Genomic DNA, 18,092 nt, shown 5'->3' with positions numbered 1-18,092 from the left:
TCCGCGAAGGGCGGCTAGTTTACCCAAATACCCCGTGTGGGGCTCAGTCGCGTTTCTTCATGAGGTGAGGTGACATGCTCAGGCCGTTGCGGCGTCGGGACCACCGTCGACAGAGGCGCCAGGCGAGTACGCCGATCCAGAGAAAGAGCAGGCCGAAGAGCAGCAATACGATCGCCGCACCGGTGCTGTCGTTGAGGGGGCCGAGGGCGGGCGGGCGGCCAAGGAGGGTGGCTGCGCCGGCCATTGCGAGCAGTACGCCGAAGCTGGCCAACAGCGCGGCGAGTGCCGCTGCGAAACGCCAGCGCCAGCTGCCTGGGCCGCGTGGGCGCAGGCGGCGGGCATCGAAACCATCGGATAACTTCATCCGGACGTCCTCTTGCTTGATCGGGGTATGACCGGCGCCAGCTGGCGGTGGTTCCGGTCAACCCCGTCGCGGATGTCGCGGGATATTGCGACGCCTCGTTAGATAAGCGCCTTGGCCTGCGGCACCACACTGGCGAAGTTGTCGGCGAGGGCGATCACCTCGACACGGTGCATGTCTTCCGCGCTGATAACGCCGCCGTCGACGGTTGGCAGGTCGCGGGTCGCGCAGGCTGCGCTCACCAGCGTGCAGCGATAACCATAGTCCTTGGCAGCGCGGACCGTGGTGCTGATGCTGGAGTGGGTCATGAATCCGCAGACGATCAGGTCCAGGTGCCCGATAGCTTGTAGGCGGTCATGCAGGTCGGTGCCGGCGAATGCGTTGGGCAAGCGTTTCTCGACCACGATCTCGCCCGGCAGGGGCGCGACTTCGGGCAGGTGCTCTCCGCGTTCGCCACGGGGATCGAAGATGCCGCCGGGTACACCGAGGTGTTTCACATGGACGATGGCGCTGCCCATGGCGCGGGCGGCGGCAAGGAGGCTGGCAATCTCGCCAAGGGCGGCATCGAGGCCGGGCAGGGCGAGGACGCCGCTGCGGTACTCTTCCTGAGCGTCGATGATCACCAGGGTGGCATTGTTCAGGTTGGCCGGCGGATAGCCGCGGCCACTGAGCTGGAACATGGATTTCGGGGCGGACATGCGAATCTCCAGGTACGACATGGCCACCATTGTCCGCCCTGCGGCGCAATAAGTGAACCATGGGCCAAGGTCCAGTTGCCCGGCGAGGACGCGGCGCTCAACTGCCAGGCGGGCTGCAGGGTGGATTGTGCGGCGTTTTCGGGGGGCCGTTCGTCGGCGCCTGCGGGCTGCCCCAAGACGGTAGGGGTGCTAGAATCTTCGGCCCGTTTTCCGAGGTAGCTGCCGTGTCCGAATCCCGCCTGCGCACCCTGCGTGACCACATCCGCTGGGCTGTCAGCCGTTTCCATGCTGAGAACCTGTTCTTCGGTCATGGCACCGACAACGCCTGGGATGAAGCCCGTCAACTGGTGTTGGGCGCACTGCACTTGCCTTACGAGATTTCTGACAGCTACCTGGACTGTCGACTGGAAGAGGACGAATGCGCTCACCTGCGCGAGCTGCTGCGTCGGCGCATCGACGAGCGTGTTCCGGTTGCCTACCTGCTGGGCGAGGCCTGGTTCTGCGGCATGCCTTTCGTGGTCGACGAACGGGTGCTGGTGCCGCGCTCGCCCATCGCCGAGTTGATTCAGCAGCAGTTTGCACCCTGGTTGCCCCAGGACCCGGCGCGTGTCCTCGACCTGTGCACGGGCTCGGGCTGCATCGGTATCGCCTGCGCCCATACGTTCGCGCACGCGGAGGTGGTGCTCGCTGACCTTTCCTTCGACGCCCTGGAAGTCGCCAACCTGAATATCGAGCGCCACGGCCTGGAAGAGCGCGTCTACACGGTACAGGGCGATGGTTTTGACGGCCTGCCGGGGCAGCGCTTCGACCTGATCGTGTCGAACCCACCCTATGTGGATGCCGAAGACTTTGCCGACATGCCGGCTGAATACCACCACGAGCCCGAACTGGGCCTGGCCTGTGGCAATGATGGTCTGGACCTGGTGCGGCGGATGCTGGCCGAGGCGGCTGACCACCTGACAGAGAGGGGCTTGCTGATTGTCGAAGTGGGCAACAGCCAGTTGCACGTCGAGGCACTTTATCCGGAGGTGGATTTCCTCTGGCTGGACTTCGAGCATGGCGGACACGGTGTATTCATGCTTAGCGCCAGGCAGTGCCGGGAACACCAGTCGTTGTTCCGCGCGCGACTGAATCCCTGACCCTTCGGGTCAGCGGGTGATGACCCAGATCAGCAGACCCGCCTGAAATACCGCGAAGGCCACCAGGCAGGCGATGGTAAAGCGCAGGCCGCTGTCTTCACGTTTGTAGAGGGCAATGCGCTCTTCAAGTTTGCGAATCTCCACCTCTTGCCGCCGCAAGTTCTGGTCAGCCTGTTCAAGCATCGCGGCGGCTTCCTGCAGACCCACCAACTGGACCTTCTCGCGGTGCCAGTCGCCGTGCAGTTCGCTGATCCGGCCAGCGCTGTAGCTCGCCTTCAGCTGCAGGTTGTCCAGGTAATTGATCTCGAATCCCTGCGCCTTGAGGACGTGGTCGCGACGCAGGCGCGCCTCGTTGTCCAGGGCGTCCTTGGCGGGCAGGGCGCCGCCCTCTATTCGATAGTGGGCCCAGCGTTGCTTGGCCCAGGCGATGCCCTGGGCCAGTAGAAAGCGTCCCAAGCCGCGGTTCTGCGGTTCCAGTTGCAGGCCGCCGTCCGGGCCGAAGCGGACTTCCTTGCTGCGGTGATCAGCCCAGACTTCCAGCAGGTTCTGCTCCTTGCGCACCTTCTGGCCGGGAAGCCCGATGCTCAGGCGCAGCACGCTCTGCTCCTTGTTGTGCCGTTCCACTCGGCCCAGTTCGACAAAGCGCAGTGGTCGTGTGCCGGTGTGGCGGTCGATGGGTTGGGGGGCGAGGCGTAGCAGGTCGAAATGCTCGGCCGCCAGCTCCGCCCAGGGATGGGGCGGGGCGGCGGCTTCTGTGGCGCTCTGCTGTTCGGCTGGGCTTTCGCTCATCGGGAAGTACCTTGCAAGAACCTGCGACGACTGACTTGGTACGTCAGTGCGGATTCTGTATGTAATTGCCCGTGTCAGGCGAAATTTCCTACAGAATCTTTCGCCTTTATCGACCGTTCTTCGCATTTCTGGAGTCGGGCAGTTCCTGGATGAAGGCCAGGATGCGCTCGCCCAGCTCTCGTGCCAGGGGCAGCCGTGGGTCGCGGTAGGATGCCATCTGCTGCTCCATATCCATGGGAACGATACGCAGCATATGGTTCATGCCCACGATGATGGCCAACTGGGCGTCCGGTTTGGCGGCCTTGAGCAGCTTGGCATCGCTCACGCTCACCTGGATATCGTGGCTGCCCTGCAGGATCAGCGCGGGTATCGGCAGTTGGCCAAAGGCCCGTGCCGGGTCCTGGCGAAACAGGGAAATCAGATACGGCTGTACGCTCGGGCGAAATAGCACCTCCAATGGTTGCGGCACTTCGGCCACCTGCTGGCCTGCCCGCAAGCTGGTCAGCAAGGCGTCGCTCTGGGTCAGCAGGGGAGGGGGCAGGCGGTCCTGCAACTGGTCGCGCAGCAACTGGTCGATCGGGCGGGCACTACCGGAAATGCTGACCAGCGCATCAGCACCCGCTGCCGCCGCCGCGAGGCTGGCAATCAGCGCTCCTTCACTGTGACCGATCAGGATCAGTTGGGAAAACCTCGCGTCCTGCTTCAGCTGTTGGCCCCAGGCTGCGGCATCACCGGCGTAGAGCTCAATGCTGAGCTGGCGCTCATCCACTCCTGCGTCCTGGCTGGCGGCAATGCCGCGCTTGTCGTAACGCACGCTGGCAATTCCATTGCGCGCCAGCAACTGGGCAAGTTTCTTCAGGCTGTCATTGCGCCCGCCGAGGGGATTGTTGCCATCACGGTCGGTGGGGCCGGAGCCGGAGATGATCAGCGCTACAGGCACGGGCTGATCGGTCTTCGGGCGCAGCAAGGTGCCGCGCAGGATGCCGCTGCCGGTGTCCAGTTCGATCGGGCGTTGCAGCACGCTCTGGGGGGCGGCCTGGGCCAGACCGGCAAGAAGGGGAAGGATCAGCATTAGAAGTCGCAGCATTGCTTTGAAGTCGATATCCGGAATGGCGGGTTGGACGCGGCAGCGGGCGCAAGGTTCGAGGGGTGAACTGGCCGGACGCCGCGGGTATACTGCTCGACCTTCGAACGAGGCCCATTTCTGCGGAGCACTGTGCATGTCCGGCAACACCTACGGCAAGCTGTTCACCGTCACCACTGCTGGCGAAAGCCATGGTCCGGCGCTGGTCGCCATCGTCGACGGCTGCCCGCCGGGGCTGGACCTGTCCCTCGAGGACCTGCAGCGTGACCTGGACCGCCGCAAGCCGGGCACCAGCCGCCACACGACCCAGCGCCAGGAAGCTGACGAGGTGGAAATCCTCTCTGGCGTATTCGAGGGCAAGACCACCGGTTGCGCCATCGGCCTGCTGATCCGCAACACCGACCAGAAGTCCAAGGACTACTCGGCGATCAAGGACCTGTTCCGCCCGGCCCATGCCGACTACACCTACCACCACAAATATGGCATTCGCGACTACCGCGGCGGCGGCCGTTCCTCGGCGCGGGAAACCGCGATGCGAGTGGCTGCTGGCGCCATCGCCAAGAAGTTCCTGGCTACTCAGGGCATCACCGTGCGCGGCTACATGAGCCAGCTCGGCCCCATCGAGATTCCCTTCAAGACCTGGGATTCGGTGGAGCAGAACGCCTTCTTCAGCCCTGACCCGGACAAGGTCCCCGAGCTGGAGGCCTACATGGACCAACTGCGCCGTGACCAGGACTCTGTCGGCGCGAAGATCACCGTAGTTGCCGAAGGTGTGCCGCCGGGCCTGGGCGAGCCGATCTTCGACCGCCTGGACGCCGAACTGGCCCATGCGCTGATGAGCATCAACGCCGTCAAGGGCGTTGAGATCGGTGCTGGCTTCGACAGCGTGGCCCAGCGTGGCACCCAGCACCGCGACGAAATGACCCCGGAAGGCTTCCTCTCCAACAACGCCGGCGGCATCCTCGGCGGCATCTCCTCTGGCCAGCCGATTGTCGCCAATCTGGCGCTGAAACCGACTTCCAGCATCACCACGCCCGGTCGCTCCATCGACGTTCATGGCAACCCGGTGGATGTGGTCACCAAAGGCCGCCACGATCCGTGCGTGGGCATTCGCGCGACCCCGATCGCCGAAGCCATGATGGCCATCGTGCTGATGGACCACCTGCTGCGCCACCGCGCGCAGAATGCCGGCGTTCGGGTCGAAACCCCGGTGCTCGGCCAGCTGTGACGGGCGGCGCGAACGCGCTGCCCTATTGGCGGCTTTCCAGCTTCTATCTCTTCTACTTTTCCCTGCTGGGCGCCACGGCGCCCTTCCTCGGTCTTTACTTCGCACACCTGGGCTTTTCCAGCGCACGTATCGGCGAGCTGCTGGCGATCCCCATGCTGATGCGCTGCGTAGCGCCCAACCTCTGGGGCTGGCTGGGCGACCGCAGCGGCCGGCGCCTGGACATCGTGCGCTTCGGCGCCTTCTGCACCCTGCTGACCTTCTCGCTGATATTCGTCAGCCAAAGCTACGCCTGGCTGGCGCTGATCATGGCCTTGCATGCCTTCTTCTGGCATGCCGTGCTGCCGCAGTTCGAGGTGATCACCCTCGCACATCTCCGGGAGCAGGCGGCGCGCTACAGCCAGGTACGTCTCTGGGGCTCCATCGGCTTCATCCTTACGGTGATTGGCTTGGGCGAGCTGTTCGAGCTGTTCAGCCTTAATCTCTATCCCTGGGCGCTGGTGTTCATCATGAGCGGTATCGTCCTCAGCAGCTTCTGGGTGCCGAATGCCGCGCCCCAGGCGCGTCCGGACGTGCCGGGGCAGAGCGGCTTTATCGACCAGTTGCGCCAGCCGGGCGTACTGGCCTTCTATCTGAGCGTGGGCCTGATGCAGCTGTCCCACGGGCCTTACTACAGTTTCCAGACCATCTACCTCGAATCCCTTGGCTACTCGCGCAGCCTGATCGGCCAGCTCTGGGCGCTGGGCGTGGTGGCTGAGGTGCTGCTGTTCATGGTGATGGCGCGCATTCTCACGCGCTATTCGGTTCGCGTGGTGCTGTTGGCCAGTTTCCTGATCGCCGCCCTGCGCTGGCTGCTGATCGGTAATTTCGCCGACCAGTTGCCGGTACTGCTGTTTGCACAACTGCTGCATGCCGCTACTTTCGGCAGCTTTCACGCTGCCGCCATCCATTTCGTGCAACGTCGGTTCGGACCGCGCCAGCAGGGGCAGAGTCAGGCGCTCTACGCCGCCCTGGCCGGCATCGGCGGCGCCCTCGGTGCGCTCTACTCGGGCTACAGCTGGAGCAGCCTGGGACCGGTCTGGACTTACGTTATCGCTACGCTCGCGGCGCTCGCCGCAGCCGTTATCATTGCCACCCAATTGCAGGAGGAGCGGGCATGAATCGCCAACAACTCGCCCAGGAAATCATCGAAGCCGGCCGTTTCCTGTACGACCGTGGCTGGTCGCCGGCCACCAGCAGCAACTATTCGGCGCGGCTGTCCGCGACCGAGGCGCTGCTGACCGTTTCCGGCAAGCACAAGGGTCAGCTCGGCCCGGACGATGTGCTGGCCACGGATATGGACGGCAACAGCCTGGAGCCAGGCAAGAAGCCCTCGGCGGAAACCCTGCTGCACACCCAGCTTTACCGCTGGAAGCCGGAAATCGGCGCAGTGCTGCATACCCATTCGGTGAATGCCACTGTGCTGTCGCGCCTGACGCTGGCCGATTCCCTGGTGTTCGCCGATTACGAGCTGCAGAAAGCCTTCAGCGGCATCAGCACCCACGAGTCCCAGGTGCTGGTGCCGATCTTCGACAATGACCAGGACATCGCCCGTCTGGCCGCCAAGGTGCAGCCCTGGCTGGACCAGCACGCTGACTGCGTGGGTTACCTGATCCGTGGCCATGGCCTCTATACTTGGGGGCCGCGCATGAGCGACGCCCTGCGCCAGGTCGAAGCCTTCGAGTTCCTCTTCGAGTGCGAGCTGAAGACGCTCTCGATCACCCAGCGCTGAAGCTTCCTTCGCATGAAGATGCCTGACTGATACCGGTGTCGTCCGACCCGCCAAAGAGCCGGGAGGACGCCCGCAAGGAGTACCCAGATGAGCAGCCTGACCGTTTACCACGAATCCAGCCCCGACCTGCCGAACAAGGTGCTGACCCACCTGGATGACATCGCCTCCACCCTCGCGTCCGTCGGAGTGCGCTTCGAGCGTTGGGAGGCTTCCGCCCCCATCGCGCCGGGTGCCAGCCAGGAGGAGGTGATCGCCGCCTATCGCCCGCAGATCGACCGGTTGATGCAGGAGCAGGGCTACGTCACCGTCGACGTCGTCAGCTTGACCCGCGACCACCCGCAGAAAGACGAACTGCGAGCCAAGTTCCTCGACGAGCACCGCCATGGCGAAGACGAGGTGCGGTTCTTCGTCGCCGGGCGCGGCCTGTTCACTCTGCACATAGACGACTACGTCTATGCCGTGCTTTGCGAAAAGAACGACCTGATCTCGGTGCCGGCCGGCACCCGTCATTGGTTCGACATGGGCGAGCACCCGCATTTTGTCGCCATCCGCCTGTTCAACAACCCGGAAGGCTGGGTCGCCAAGTTCACCGGCGACGAGATCGCCAAGCGTTTCCCGCAGCTGGAAGACTGAGTTGCAGGAGCCGGCTTGCCGGCGAATGGGTACGAGGTACCTTCGCGAGCAAGCTCGCTCCTACGACAGCCATACCGATTCATCTGGAGTTCCCAATGCCCATCAAGGCCATCCTCACTGATATCGAGGGCACCACCAGCGCGGTGAGCTTCGTCTTCGACGTGCTCTTCCCCTTTGCTGCGCGCCACCTGCCGGAGTTCGTCCTGACCCATGCCGGCGAGCCGGCGGTGGCGCAGCAGATCGACGCCGTGCGGGCCGAAAGCGGAGAGGCCGGGGCTAGCCTGGAGCGGGTGGTGGACATCCTCCTTGGCTGGATCGCCGAAGACCGCAAGGCCACGCCCCTCAAGGCGTTGCAGGGCATGGTCTGGGAGCAGGGCTACCAGGCTGGCCAGCTCAAGGGCCATGTCTACCCAGATGCCGTTGAGGCACTGCGCCGCTGGAAGGAAGAGGGCTATGACCTCTTTGTCTACTCTTCGGGTTCCATCCAGGCGCAGAAGCTGATCTTTGGTTGCTCCGAGGCAGGCGATCTGGCGTCGTTGTTCTCCGGCTATTTCGACACCACCTCGGGAGCCAAGCGAGAGGCCGCGTCCTATCAGCGCATCGCGTCCGCGATTGGCCTGCCGGGCGAGCAGATACTCTTCCTTTCCGACGTGGTTCAGGAGCTGGATGCTGCGCGCGAGGCTGGCATGCAGACTATTGGCCTGGCTCGCGAGGGTGGCGTGCTGGACGGCCATGAAACCGTGGCGAGTTTTGCGGTGATCGACCTGACACGCTTTTGACGCTGTTTGAAATCGTCTGACGGAGCGTGAGGAAGGCTGTCGTCGGCCGATCTATCCTTGGGGTGACTGCATCCATCCGTGAGCGTCCCCCATGGGTTCCTGCCTCTGCGTCGTTGCGGCTTGTCCCGATCCGATCCTTTACAGGGCAGTTGGCGGGTGGGTGCTGGAACTGGCGCTCTGGCCATGACCCGTCTATTCGTCCTGATGTTGCTCGCGTTGCTGGCGTTGCCAGCGCCCGCTGACCAGAAGTCAGCCTGGCAGGCTCTGCGCGAAGGCAAGGCATTCCTGCTGTTGCGTCATACCACTGCCCCGGGTACTGGCGACCCGGAAGGCTTTCGCCTGGGGGATTGCAGCACCCAACGCAATCTCAGCGACAAGGGACGCCAGGAGGCGAAGCGGTGGGGCAAGCTGCTGGTGCGGCGCAAGGTGGAGCAACCGCGCCTCTATACCAGCAACTGGTGCCGTGCCCAGGACACCGCCCAGGAAATGGGCCTGGGGGCGGTGGAAACCCTCTCCGCGCTGGACTCCTTCTTCAGTGATCCGGACAGCCAGGCCGCGCAGACTGTCGAGTTGCGCAAGGCCATCGACAAGGTGCCCAAGGACAGGCCGGTGGTGATGGTCAGCCACCAGGTGAATATCAAGGCCTTGACGGGAGTGTTGGCGAAGAACGGGGAGGGGTTGATCATCGAGTTGCCCTTGGCCGACCCACCAAAGGTCATGGCGCGTATCCGTCAGCCCTGAACGTTCAGATCAGCAGCAGTTGGTCCTGCTCCGGCTGCAGCTTCACACCTTCCAGCTTCAGCAGCAGTGCCTTGCGCGGCAGGCCGCCGGCATAGCCGGTCAGGCTGCCATCGCGGCCGATCACCCGGTGGCAGGGGATGATGATGGAGATGGGGTTGGCGCCATTGGCGGTGCCGACGGCGCGTACGGATTTCGGGTTGCCGATGCGTTCGGCCAGTTCGCTGTAGCTGGTGGTGCGGCCGTAGGGGATATCCAGCAGGGCCTGCCAGACCCGCTGCTGGAAGGGCGTACCCCGTGGCGCGAGACGCAAGTCGAAGCGCTTCAGGTGCCCCTCGAAGTAAAGGTCAAGCTGGCGGCAGGGTTCGTCCAGTTGTCGACCGGCTGGCACCCAGCCAGTGTTGGGCTGCCAGCGTTCGGTGTTGTCCATGTAAAGCAATTGCAGGCCGGACTCGTCCCCGGCGAGCAACAGCGGGCCGGTGGGGCTGTCGTGGTAGCGGTAATGCATCTTCACTTCTCCTCGGCGTAGCTCTGCCAGAGATAGACGGCGGCGTAGGCGCGCCATGGTCGCCATTGTTCGGCACGGCTGGCCAGTTCCCGTGCATTGATGCCCCCTGGCCCCCAAAGTGGCGACTTGAGCAGCCCGAGGTCGGCGGAGGGGAAGGCGTCCGGCTGCCCGAAAGCGCGCAGGGCAATGTATTCGGCGGTCCAGCGACCGACACCGGGCAGGGCGCAGAGACGCTCGATCAGGGATTCGATGCCCGCCGCCAAGTTCAGTTCCAGGCTGCCATCGGCCACTGCCTGGGCAAATCGACGCAATGTGTCGACACGTTTGCCAGGCATCCCGATACCAGGCAGTGGATCGTCGGCGATGGTCTGCGGAGTAGGGAAGAGCCGTTGCGGGCCTTCGACTTCGGCATCTGCCAATGGCTCGCCAAGACGCTCCACCAGGCGCCCGGCGATGGTCACCGCCGCCTTCACCGTCACCTGTTGACCGATGATGGTGCGCACCCCTTGCTCAAAAGGGTCGAACGCAACGGGTAGGCGCAACCCCGGATAACGTGCCAGCAGCCCTTGCAGCAGCGGGTCACGGCCCAGGTGCTGGGCGATGGCAGCCGGATCGCAATCCAGGTCGAACATTTGCCGGATGCGCGGTGTCAGCTGCGGCTCCAGGTCCTGAGCCGACGGGCTCAGTTCAAGCTCCAGGGCGCCGGGTATCGGACGCAGACGGAACCATCCGCTGCGCGCGCCCAGGCGGAAGCTGCGGCAATAGCTGTCGGGCGTCAGGTGTTCGACGCCGGGTAGGCGTCGCAGGGCAAAATGTTGCTGGAACTGCTTCCAGCTCCAGGGCTCGAAGTAATGAAGGCGCATGGGCTCGATGGGCTCGCGGGTTCGAATGGTGGAAGCAATTGCAGTCATGGAGCGACGATATTCTCTTGGCGCCGCGTCGTCTCTGCAAAACTGACTTTCAAATTCTCCCGCTGCGGTTCGACCTGACATCGAAGCCATCGTAGAATGCGCGCCTTTTCATGGGGCGGAGGCACCGTCCGCTAATACAGCCAGCAGGGGAGACAACCCATGAGCGATTACCAGGAAACTCTCTACGACGGTTATGGCCAGCGCTTCCGCATGGACAAGCTGCTGCACGAAGTGCGCACCGAACACCAGCACCTGGTGATCTTCGAGAACGCGCGCATGGGCCGCGTGATGGCGCTGGACGGCGTGATCCAGACTACCGAGGCCGACGAGTTCATCTATCACGAGATGCTCACCCACGTGCCGATCCTCGCCCATGGCGCGGTGAAGAGCGTGCTGATCATTGGCGGTGGTGATGGCGGCATGTTGCGCGAAGTGCGCAAGCACCGTGATATCGAACGCATCACCATGGTCGAGATCGACGGCACAGTGGTGGAAATGTGCAAGGAATTCCTGCCGAACCACTCCAAGGGTGCCTATGAAGACCCGCGCCTGAATCTGGTGATCGATGACGGCATGCGCTTTGTCGCGACCACCCAGGAGAAGTTCGACGTCATCATCTCCGATTCCACCGACCCCATCGGTCCGGGCGAGGTGCTGTTCTCCGAGAACTTCTACCAGGCCTGCCGCCGCTGCCTGAACGATGGCGGTGTCCTCGTGACCCAGAACGGCACCCCCTTCATGCAGCTGGGCGAAGTGCAAACCACTGCCAGCCGCATGGACAGCCTGTTTGCCGATTGGCACTTCTACCAGGCCGCCGTGCCCACCTACATTGGTGGCGCCATGACCTTCGCTTGGGGCGCAACCGACCCGGAAATGCGCAAACTGCCGGTGGAAACCCTGCGCCAGCGCTACGCTGGCAGCAGCATCGTGACCCGTTACTACAACCCGGAAATCCACGTCGGCGCCTTCGCCCTGCCGCAGTACGTGCTGCACGCGGTGAACAAGCCGAGCAACGATTGAAGGTGTGCGGGTAGACGAAGAAGGGGTCGGAAGGCCCCTTCTTTATTTCTGCTTTAGTAGGATGGATGGCGCTTCTTCATCCACCAGCGGTGCCCCGCTGCCCTCCAGTGGTGGACCGGTGAAGCGTGGTCCACCCTACTGATGAAGCCTGCATTTGGCCTTGGCCGGATAAGCAGAATGAAAAAGCCCGGCAACTTGGCCGGGCTTTTTCATGGAGGGGTGGATCAGATCTCCGTCGGCCGCACGTGGCCGAAGAGCTCCTGGGATACCCGAACGCGCTCTTCCGGGGTTTCCTGGACACCCTTGGCCTTCAGCTCTTCGAGGCGGGCCTCGACAGCGTGGGCGCGATGGGTCAGGCCGCAGTCGTTGGCGATCTGGATGTTCAGGCCGGGACGGGCGTTGAGCTCGAGGATCAGCGGGCCCTTGTCCTGGTCCAGCACCATGTCGACACCGATGTAGCCCAGGCCGCACAGCTCGTAGCAGCCGGCGGCCAGCTTCATGAAGCCATCCCAGTTCGGTAGCTGCACACCGTCCACCGCGTTGGTGGTGTCCGGGTGCTTGGCGATCTTGTTGTTCAGCCAGGTACCGCGCAGGGTAACGCCGGTGGCCAGGTCCACACCGACGCCGATGGCGCCCTGGTGGAGGTTGGCCTTGCCGTTGGACTGCCGGGTCGGCAGGCGCAGCATGGCCATCACCGGGTAGCCCATCAGCACGATGATGCGGATGTCCGGCACGCCTTCGTAGCTGATGCTCTTGAAGATCTGGTCCGGGGTCACGCGGTACTCGATCAGCGCGCGGTCACGGTGCCCGCCGAGGGAGTAGAGGCCGGTGAGGATCGAGGAAATCTGGTGCTCGATTTCCTCGTGGCTGATGATCTTGCCGGATACCGTCTTGTAGCGGCCTTCGAAGCGATCAGCGATCACCAGGATGCCGTCGCCGCCGGCGCCTTGCGCCGGCTTGATCACGAAGTCGTTACGCTCGCCGATGATCTCGTCGAGCTTCTCGATTTCCTTCTCGGTGGAGATGACGCCGTACATTTCGGGTACGTGGATCCCCGCCTCGATGGCGCGCTGCTTGGTGATGATCTTGTCGTCGACGATCGGGTACAGGTGCCGTTTGTTGTACTTCAGCACGTAGTCTGCGTTTCGCCGATTGATGCCCATGATGCCTTTGGCTTCGAGGGCTTTCCAGGTCTTGATCAGGCCGAACATGGCTCAGTCCTTCAGGAAGGCTTTGAAGCGGAAGAGTTCGGTCAGGCGGTAGCCGCGGTAGCGACCCATCGCCAGCATGAAGCCCACCATGATCAACAGCACAGCCGGGAAGGTGAAGATGAAGTAGGTCAGCTCCGGCACGGTCATCAGCAGGTGCGCCAGGGTGGCCGCGACCAGGGTTCCGATCGCCACCTTGAAGGCATGGCCGCCGCCGCGTTCTTCCCAGGTAATCGACAGGCGTTCGATGGTCATGGTCAGAATCACCATCGGGAACAGGGCAACCGACAGGCCGCGCTCCAGGCCGAGCTTGTGGCTCAGCAGGCTGATGACCGCGATCAGCACCACCACGAAGGTCAGCACCACCGATAGTCGCGGCAGCATCTGCAGCTTCAGGTGTTCGAGATAGGAACGTAGCGACAGGCCGAGCGCCGTGATGATGGTGAACAGCACGATGCCGAAGCCCAGCTGGGTTTCGCGGAAGGCGAGGGCGATCAGCACCGGGGTGAAGGTGCCCAGGGTCTGCAGGCCGCCGAGGTTACGCAGGATCAGGATCACCAGCACACCAATCGGGATCATGATCATGATCTGGTAGGTCTGCTGGGTCTGCAGCGGCAGGCCGTAGAGCGAATACTCGAGGAAGTCCGCGTCGGTGTTCTCGTCGGTCAGCTTGGCCAGGCGGATGGCGTTCATCTCGCTGTTGTTCATGCTGAAGGTCACCTGGACCTTCTTGCCGCCGTCGACGGTGATCAGGTTGTTGTCGCCGGTCCACCAGATCAGGCGGTCGTTGGGCAGACCTTGCTCACCGGTATCCGGGTTGAAGTACAGCCAGTTCTCGCCGTTGAAGCTGCGCAGCCAGAGCTCGGGGCTTTGGGCCTGCTCGCTCACCAGGCGGATGGTATGGACGCGCTCCATCGGTACGTGGGCGATGGACAGCAGCAGTTCAATGACCTTGGCCTTGTTCGGTGTGCTCTGATCGCCGGCCAGCAGCAGCTTGACGTTGTCATCGTTGAGGTTGTTGACCCGCTTGATGGTCTCGCTGATGAAGGTCTCGACGTCCGCCGAGTGCTGGCGGATGGGTGCCAGCAGGGCTTCGGCAGCTATCTTCTCGGGGCCTTCGACCGGGATGCTGTCTCGGAAGATCGGGCCCTTGTCCTTCGCTTTCTCGGCGCTGTAGCGCTTGGTCAGTACCAGGCGGTAGTAGAGCGTCTGGTTGCCGCTGGCACGACGGGCGGACCAGGTCACTTTGCGGTTGCCGTCAACGCGATTGATGCTCACCCCGTAGTTATTGGAGATGAAGCTCTCGTTGAGGCTGACGTAGTCCCGGTTCAGTGGCGGGACGAACATCTGGACCTTGACCGGATCGCGCGGGCTGGCCTGGAACTCGACCTTGGCGTCGATGTTCCACAGGTCGTCGGTCTCATCCTCGGTGATCGGGATGCCCTGAATGAATATCTGGTAGGCCGTTATCAGAATGCCCAGGCTCACCAGGAGGGTGATCAGGACTTTCAGATGCAGGGTAAGAGAGCGCATGTGGGTTACTCGTCAGAGTTTGCGTCGGTGGCACAACCGGGTTTGCCGGCAGCGTATTTAAGGCTCGGGTCGACCAGTGCATCGAAGCGCTTGAGCGCCTCGGAACCGATCAGAAGCGGGTATTGGAAAGCACTACGGTCGGTGAGGTTCACTTCGATATGCCGCAAGGCGGTGCCCATGCACACTTCCAGCTCAATGACCGGGCGTGCAGTGTAGGTCTTGCCTTCCTCGGGGTCGTAGTCGCCGGCGCGGCGTTTGATCTTGCTGATTCGCGCCAGGGGGCGTTCGATCGGATGTTCGTGGGCATCGTCTATGGCCAGGTAGAAGCGCACCCAGGGTTCGCCATCCTTCTTGAAGCGCTTGATGTCGCGCGCACTGAGGGAGGCGGTCTTGGCGCCGGTATCGAGCTTGGCTGCGACTTCCAGGTCGAGATCCTTCAGCTTGGCGTATTCGTTGAGGCCGTAAACGGTCTTCTCGGTGGCGAGGCCAAGGCTGGGGAGGGCGAGCAGGCAGGCAAACAGGGCGAAGGGCTTGAGTGTCATAAGTCCTTTGAACGTAACGCGGTCATCGGTCCAGGAGCCCGGCCCACGGCCATCTTGGCTGCGGCGCCTGGTCTGGGAGTCTAGCAGGCAAGTCATTGGCGCCCAGACTGGCGCTGGCGGCGCGCATTCTAACACGCGGATTTTCCGACGCGACAGACGCTTATGCCGCCAAAGCTCAGGGCGTGATGGTGTAGATGGAATTTCCGGGCTCAAGATGGATTGTCGACAATTGGTCGGGTTTGGTTTGACAGGCTAGCTTTTTTAGCAGTAATTTTGCTTCACCAAACAAGAATGTGTCGACAATCATGCTGGGCGCCACTGAAAACCCCGTCGCTGAACCGCTGGACTCGGAAACGCTTGCCGAGAGTGTCTTCCGGCGTATCCAGACCGCCATCGTGCGTGGAGAGATCGCCCCGGGTAGCAAGATCTCCGAGCCCGAGCTGGCGCGTACCTACGGCATCAGCCGCGGGCCGCTGCGTGAGGCGATCCACCGCCTGGAAGGGCAGCGCCTGCTGGTGCGGGTGCCGCATGTCGGTGCGCGGGTGGTGTCGCTCAGCCATGCCGAGCTGATCGAACTCTACGAAATCCGTGAGTCCCTGGAGGGCATGGCCTGCCGTCTGGCCGCCGAGCGCATGAGCCAGGCCGAGATCGACGAACTGCGTCGGGTGCTGGATACCCACGAGCGCGACGAGGCCTTCCAGGCAGGGCGTGGCTACTACCAGCAGGAAGGCGATTTCGACTTCCACTATCGGATCATCCAGGGCAGCGGCAACCAGACCCTGACCCAGATGCTGTGCGGTGAGCTCTATCAGCTCGTGCGCATGTATCGCCTTCAGTTCTCCACGGTGCCGAACCGGCCCCGCCAGGCTTTCAACGAGCACCACCGAATTCTCGATGCCATCGCCGACCGAGACGGCGAACTGGCCGAGTTGCTGATGCGCCGTCACATCGGTGCCTCCAAGCGCAATATCGAGCGCCACTACAAGGAAGCGCTCGCCAACCCGTCCAAAACACGAGGTGAGTCATGAGTCAGAAAACCGCCGGCCAGCGCTTCCGCGACGCGATTGCCGAGGAGCATCCGCTGCAGGTGATCGGCGCCATCAACGCCAACCATGCACTGCTGGCCAAGCGTGCCGGCTTCAAGGCCATTTACCTGTCCGGTGGCGGTGTTGCCGCCGGCTCGCTCGGCCTGCCGGACCTGGGCATCAACACCCTGGATGATGTGCTCACCGACGTGCGCCGTATCACCGACGTGTGTGACCTGCCGCTGCTGGTGGATATCGACACCGGCTTCGGTCCCAGTGCCTTCAATATCGAGCGCACGGTCAAGAGCCTGATCAAGGCGGGTGCTGCTGCTGCCCATATCGAAGACCAGGTCGGCGCCAAGCGCTGCGGCCATCGTCCGGGCAAGGAAATCGTCTCCACCGAGGAAATGGCCGATCGCGTGAAGGCCGCTGCCGATGCCAAGACCGACCCGAACTTCTTCCTGATCGCCCGCACCGACGCCATTCAGGCCGAGGGTGTTGATGCCGCCATCGAGCGCTGCCTGCGCTACGTGGAGGCGGGTGCTGACGCCATCTTCGCCGAAGCGGCCTACGATCTGCCGACCTACAAGCGCTTCGTCGATGCGCTGGGTGTGCCGGTGCTGGCCAACATCACCGAGTTCGGCACCACCCCGCTGTTCTCCCGCGACGAACTGGCTTCGGTCGGCGTCGCCATCCAGCTTTACCCGCTGTCGGCCTTCCGTGCCGCCAACAAAGCGGCTGAGGCTGTCTACACCGCCATTCGCCGCGATGGCCATCAGAAAGAGGTTATCGACCTGATGCAGACGCGCGCCGAGCTGTATGACCGTATCGGCTACCACGCCTTCGAGCAGAAGCTCGACGCCCTGTTCGCCGCCAAGAAGTAACCGGACGCGGGCCGCGTTCTCAGCATCGCGGCCCGCGGATAAAACAAGACACAAGCAACCGGATTGAAATGAGGAGAATCACGCGATGAGCGCTACCGAAAATACCACTGCCTTCAAACCCAAGAAGTCCGTGGCCCTGAGTGGCACCGCTGCCGGCAACACCGCCCTGTGCACCGTTGGCCGCACCGGTAACGACCTGCACTACCGCGGATATGACATTCTCGACTTCGCTACTGACTGTGAGTTCGAGGAAATCGCTCACCTGCTGGTGCATGGCAAGCTGCCGAACGTTGCCGAGCTGGCTGGCTACAAGTCCAAGCTGAAGGCCCTGCGCGGCCTGCCGGCTGGCGTGAAGGCCGCGCTGGAGCAACTGCCGCCGTCCGCCCACCCGATGGATGTGATGCGCACCGCCGTTTCCGTGCTGGGCTGCCTGTCCCCGGAGAAGGATGATCACAACCACCCGGGCGCCCGTGACATCGCCGACAAGCTGATGGCCTGCCTGGGCTCGGCGCTGCTCTACTGGTACCACTTCAGCCACAACGGCAAGCGCATCGACGTGGAGACTGACGACGATTCCATCGGCGGTCACTTCCTGCACCTGCTGCATGGCGAGAAGCCGCGCGACTCCTGGGTCCGCGCCATGCACACCTCGCTGATCCTCTACGCCGAGCACGAGTTCAACGCCTCCACCTTCACTTCCCGCGTTATCGCCGGCACCGGTTCCGACATGTTCTCCTGCATCACCGGCGCCATCGGCGCGCTGCGTGGGCCGAAGCATGGCGGTGCCAACGAGGTGGCCTTCGAGATCCAGAAGCGCTACGACAACCCGGACGAGGCGGAAGCCGACATCCGCGCCCGCGTCGAGAAGAAGGAAGTAGTGATCGGCTTCGGCCACCCGGTCTACACCGTGTCCGACCCGCGCAACAAGGTGATCAAGGAAGTGGCTCGCGAGCTCTCCGCCGAGCAGAAAAACACCAAAATGTTCGATATCGCCGAGCGTCTTGAGTCGACCATGTGGGAAATCAAGAAGATGTTCCCCAACCTCGACTGGTTCAGTGCCGTCAGCTACCACATGATGGGCGTGCCTACCGCCATGTTCACCCCGCTGTTCGTGATCGCCCGTACCTCCGGTTGGTCCTCTCACGTCATCGAGCAGCGTATCGACGGCAAGATCATCCGCCCGAGCGCCAACTACGTCGGCCCGGAAGACCTGAAATTCGTGCCGCTCAAGGATCGCCCATAAC

The 18,092-nt window shown here is 63.2% G+C and carries 20 protein-coding genes; 11 read left to right on the top strand and 9 right to left on the bottom strand.

Annotated features, from left to right (window positions below):
* Positions 1-43 precede the first annotated feature (43 nt).
* A complete protein-coding gene (locus tag G559_RS0108500; protein ID WP_028627817.1) occupies positions 44-364 on the bottom strand; it encodes a hypothetical protein in 321 nt (106 codons plus the stop codon).
* 98 nt (positions 365-462) lie between these two features.
* Positions 463-1,059, bottom strand: a complete 597-nt coding sequence (locus G559_RS0108495) for a cysteine hydrolase family protein (protein ID WP_028627816.1) — start codon at positions 1,057-1,059, stop codon at positions 463-465.
* A gap of 224 nt (positions 1,060-1,283) precedes the next feature.
* Here G559_RS0108495 and prmB point away from each other — a divergent pair, with 224 nt between their 5' ends.
* Positions 1,284-2,198, top strand: coding sequence for a 50S ribosomal protein L3 N(5)-glutamine methyltransferase (prmB, locus tag G559_RS0108490; RefSeq protein WP_028627815.1), 915 nt, complete (start codon positions 1,284-1,286; stop codon positions 2,196-2,198).
* A gap of 9 nt (positions 2,199-2,207) precedes the next feature.
* Here the strand turns inward: prmB and G559_RS0108485 are convergent, their stop codons facing one another.
* Positions 2,208-2,987 carry a hypothetical protein gene (locus G559_RS0108485; RefSeq protein WP_028627814.1) on the bottom strand — a complete coding sequence of 260 codons (780 nt, stop codon included), beginning with the start codon at positions 2,985-2,987 and terminating at the stop codon, positions 2,208-2,210.
* 106 nt (positions 2,988-3,093) lie between these two features.
* Positions 3,094-4,074 (bottom strand): alpha/beta hydrolase, encoded by a 981-nt coding sequence (locus G559_RS0108480; protein WP_028627813.1) that lies wholly within the window; start codon positions 4,072-4,074, stop codon positions 3,094-3,096.
* A gap of 133 nt (positions 4,075-4,207) precedes the next feature.
* Here G559_RS0108480 and aroC point away from each other — a divergent pair, with 133 nt between their 5' ends.
* The 6 genes from aroC (at position 4,208) to G559_RS0108450 (ending at position 9,220) form a co-directional block, all read left to right on the top strand.
* Entirely contained in the window at positions 4,208-5,299 is a 1,092-nt protein-coding gene (gene aroC, locus G559_RS0108475; RefSeq protein WP_028627812.1) for a chorismate synthase, read from the top strand.
* Entirely contained in the window at positions 5,296-6,456 is a 1,161-nt protein-coding gene (locus tag G559_RS0108470; RefSeq protein WP_028627811.1) for an MFS transporter, read from the top strand. Before aroC ends, G559_RS0108470 begins: the two co-directional genes overlap by 4 nt.
* Positions 6,453-7,067 carry a methylthioribulose 1-phosphate dehydratase gene (locus G559_RS0108465; protein ID WP_028627810.1) on the top strand — a complete coding sequence of 205 codons (615 nt, stop codon included), beginning with the start codon at positions 6,453-6,455 and terminating at the stop codon, positions 7,065-7,067. Before G559_RS0108470 ends, G559_RS0108465 begins: the two co-directional genes overlap by 4 nt.
* 87 nt (positions 7,068-7,154) lie before the next feature.
* The gene (locus G559_RS0108460) at positions 7,155-7,700 is read left to right on the top strand and encodes a 1,2-dihydroxy-3-keto-5-methylthiopentene dioxygenase (RefSeq protein WP_028627809.1); all 546 of its coding nucleotides are present in this window, start codon (positions 7,155-7,157) and stop codon (positions 7,698-7,700) included.
* A 95-nt stretch (positions 7,701-7,795) separates the two neighbouring features.
* A complete protein-coding gene (gene mtnC / locus G559_RS0108455; protein WP_028627808.1) occupies positions 7,796-8,479 on the top strand; it encodes an acireductone synthase in 684 nt (227 codons plus the stop codon).
* 183 nt (positions 8,480-8,662) lie between these two features.
* Positions 8,663-9,220, top strand: coding sequence for a histidine phosphatase family protein (locus G559_RS0108450; RefSeq protein WP_028627807.1), 558 nt, complete (start codon positions 8,663-8,665; stop codon positions 9,218-9,220).
* A 4-nt stretch (positions 9,221-9,224) separates the two neighbouring features.
* Here G559_RS0108450 and G559_RS0108445 read toward each other — a convergent pair whose 3' ends face one another.
* A complete protein-coding gene (locus G559_RS0108445; RefSeq protein ID WP_028627806.1) occupies positions 9,225-9,725 on the bottom strand; it encodes a methylated-DNA--[protein]-cysteine S-methyltransferase in 501 nt (166 codons plus the stop codon).
* Positions 9,726-9,727: 2 nt separating this feature from the next.
* The gene (locus G559_RS0108440; protein WP_245586483.1) at positions 9,728-10,636 is read right to left on the bottom strand and encodes a DNA-3-methyladenine glycosylase family protein; all 909 of its coding nucleotides are present in this window, start codon (positions 10,634-10,636) and stop codon (positions 9,728-9,730) included.
* A gap of 159 nt (positions 10,637-10,795) precedes the next feature.
* Here G559_RS0108440 and speE point away from each other — a divergent pair, with 159 nt between their 5' ends.
* Complete coding sequence (gene speE, locus G559_RS0108435) at positions 10,796-11,656, top strand: polyamine aminopropyltransferase (protein WP_028627804.1); 861 nt, start codon at positions 10,796-10,798, stop codon at positions 11,654-11,656.
* A gap of 224 nt (positions 11,657-11,880) precedes the next feature.
* Here the strand turns inward: speE and G559_RS0108430 are convergent, their stop codons facing one another.
* From G559_RS0108430 to rloA, 3 genes are read right to left on the bottom strand one after another with little or no spacing between them, the layout of a single operon-like run.
* Positions 11,881-12,867, bottom strand: coding sequence for an alpha-L-glutamate ligase-like protein (locus G559_RS0108430; protein ID WP_028627803.1), 987 nt, complete (start codon positions 12,865-12,867; stop codon positions 11,881-11,883).
* 3 nt (positions 12,868-12,870) lie between these two features.
* Positions 12,871-14,397, bottom strand: coding sequence for an osmotic stress tolerance membrane protein RloB (gene rloB / locus G559_RS0108425; RefSeq protein ID WP_028627802.1), 1,527 nt, complete (start codon positions 14,395-14,397; stop codon positions 12,871-12,873).
* Between the two features lie 5 nt (positions 14,398-14,402).
* Positions 14,403-14,939 carry a retropepsin-like aspartic peptidase RloA gene (rloA, locus tag G559_RS0108420; protein WP_028627801.1) on the bottom strand — a complete coding sequence of 179 codons (537 nt, stop codon included), beginning with the start codon at positions 14,937-14,939 and terminating at the stop codon, positions 14,403-14,405.
* 305 nt (positions 14,940-15,244) lie between these two features.
* On the opposite strand from rloA, the gene G559_RS0108415 reads away from it, so the two are divergent.
* The 3 genes from G559_RS0108415 (at position 15,245) to prpC (ending at position 18,091) form a co-directional block, all read left to right on the top strand.
* Positions 15,245-15,967 (top strand): GntR family transcriptional regulator, encoded by a 723-nt coding sequence (locus G559_RS0108415; protein WP_028627800.1) that lies wholly within the window; start codon positions 15,245-15,247, stop codon positions 15,965-15,967.
* A complete protein-coding gene (gene prpB / locus G559_RS0108410; RefSeq protein ID WP_028627799.1) occupies positions 15,964-16,848 on the top strand; it encodes a methylisocitrate lyase in 885 nt (294 codons plus the stop codon). Before G559_RS0108415 ends, prpB begins: the two co-directional genes overlap by 4 nt.
* An 85-nt stretch (positions 16,849-16,933) precedes the next feature.
* Complete coding sequence (gene prpC, locus G559_RS0108405; protein WP_028627798.1) at positions 16,934-18,091, top strand: bifunctional 2-methylcitrate synthase/citrate synthase; 1,158 nt, start codon at positions 16,934-16,936, stop codon at positions 18,089-18,091.
* The last annotated feature ends 1 nt before the right edge of the window (position 18,092 follow it).

The sequence above is a fragment of the Metapseudomonas resinovorans DSM 21078 genome (assembly GCF_000423545.1).
Lineage (GTDB): Bacteria > Pseudomonadota > Gammaproteobacteria > Pseudomonadales > Pseudomonadaceae > Metapseudomonas > Metapseudomonas resinovorans.
The sequence above is the reverse complement of the archived record's forward strand: the minus strand, read 5'-3'. Positions and strand labels throughout refer to the sequence as shown.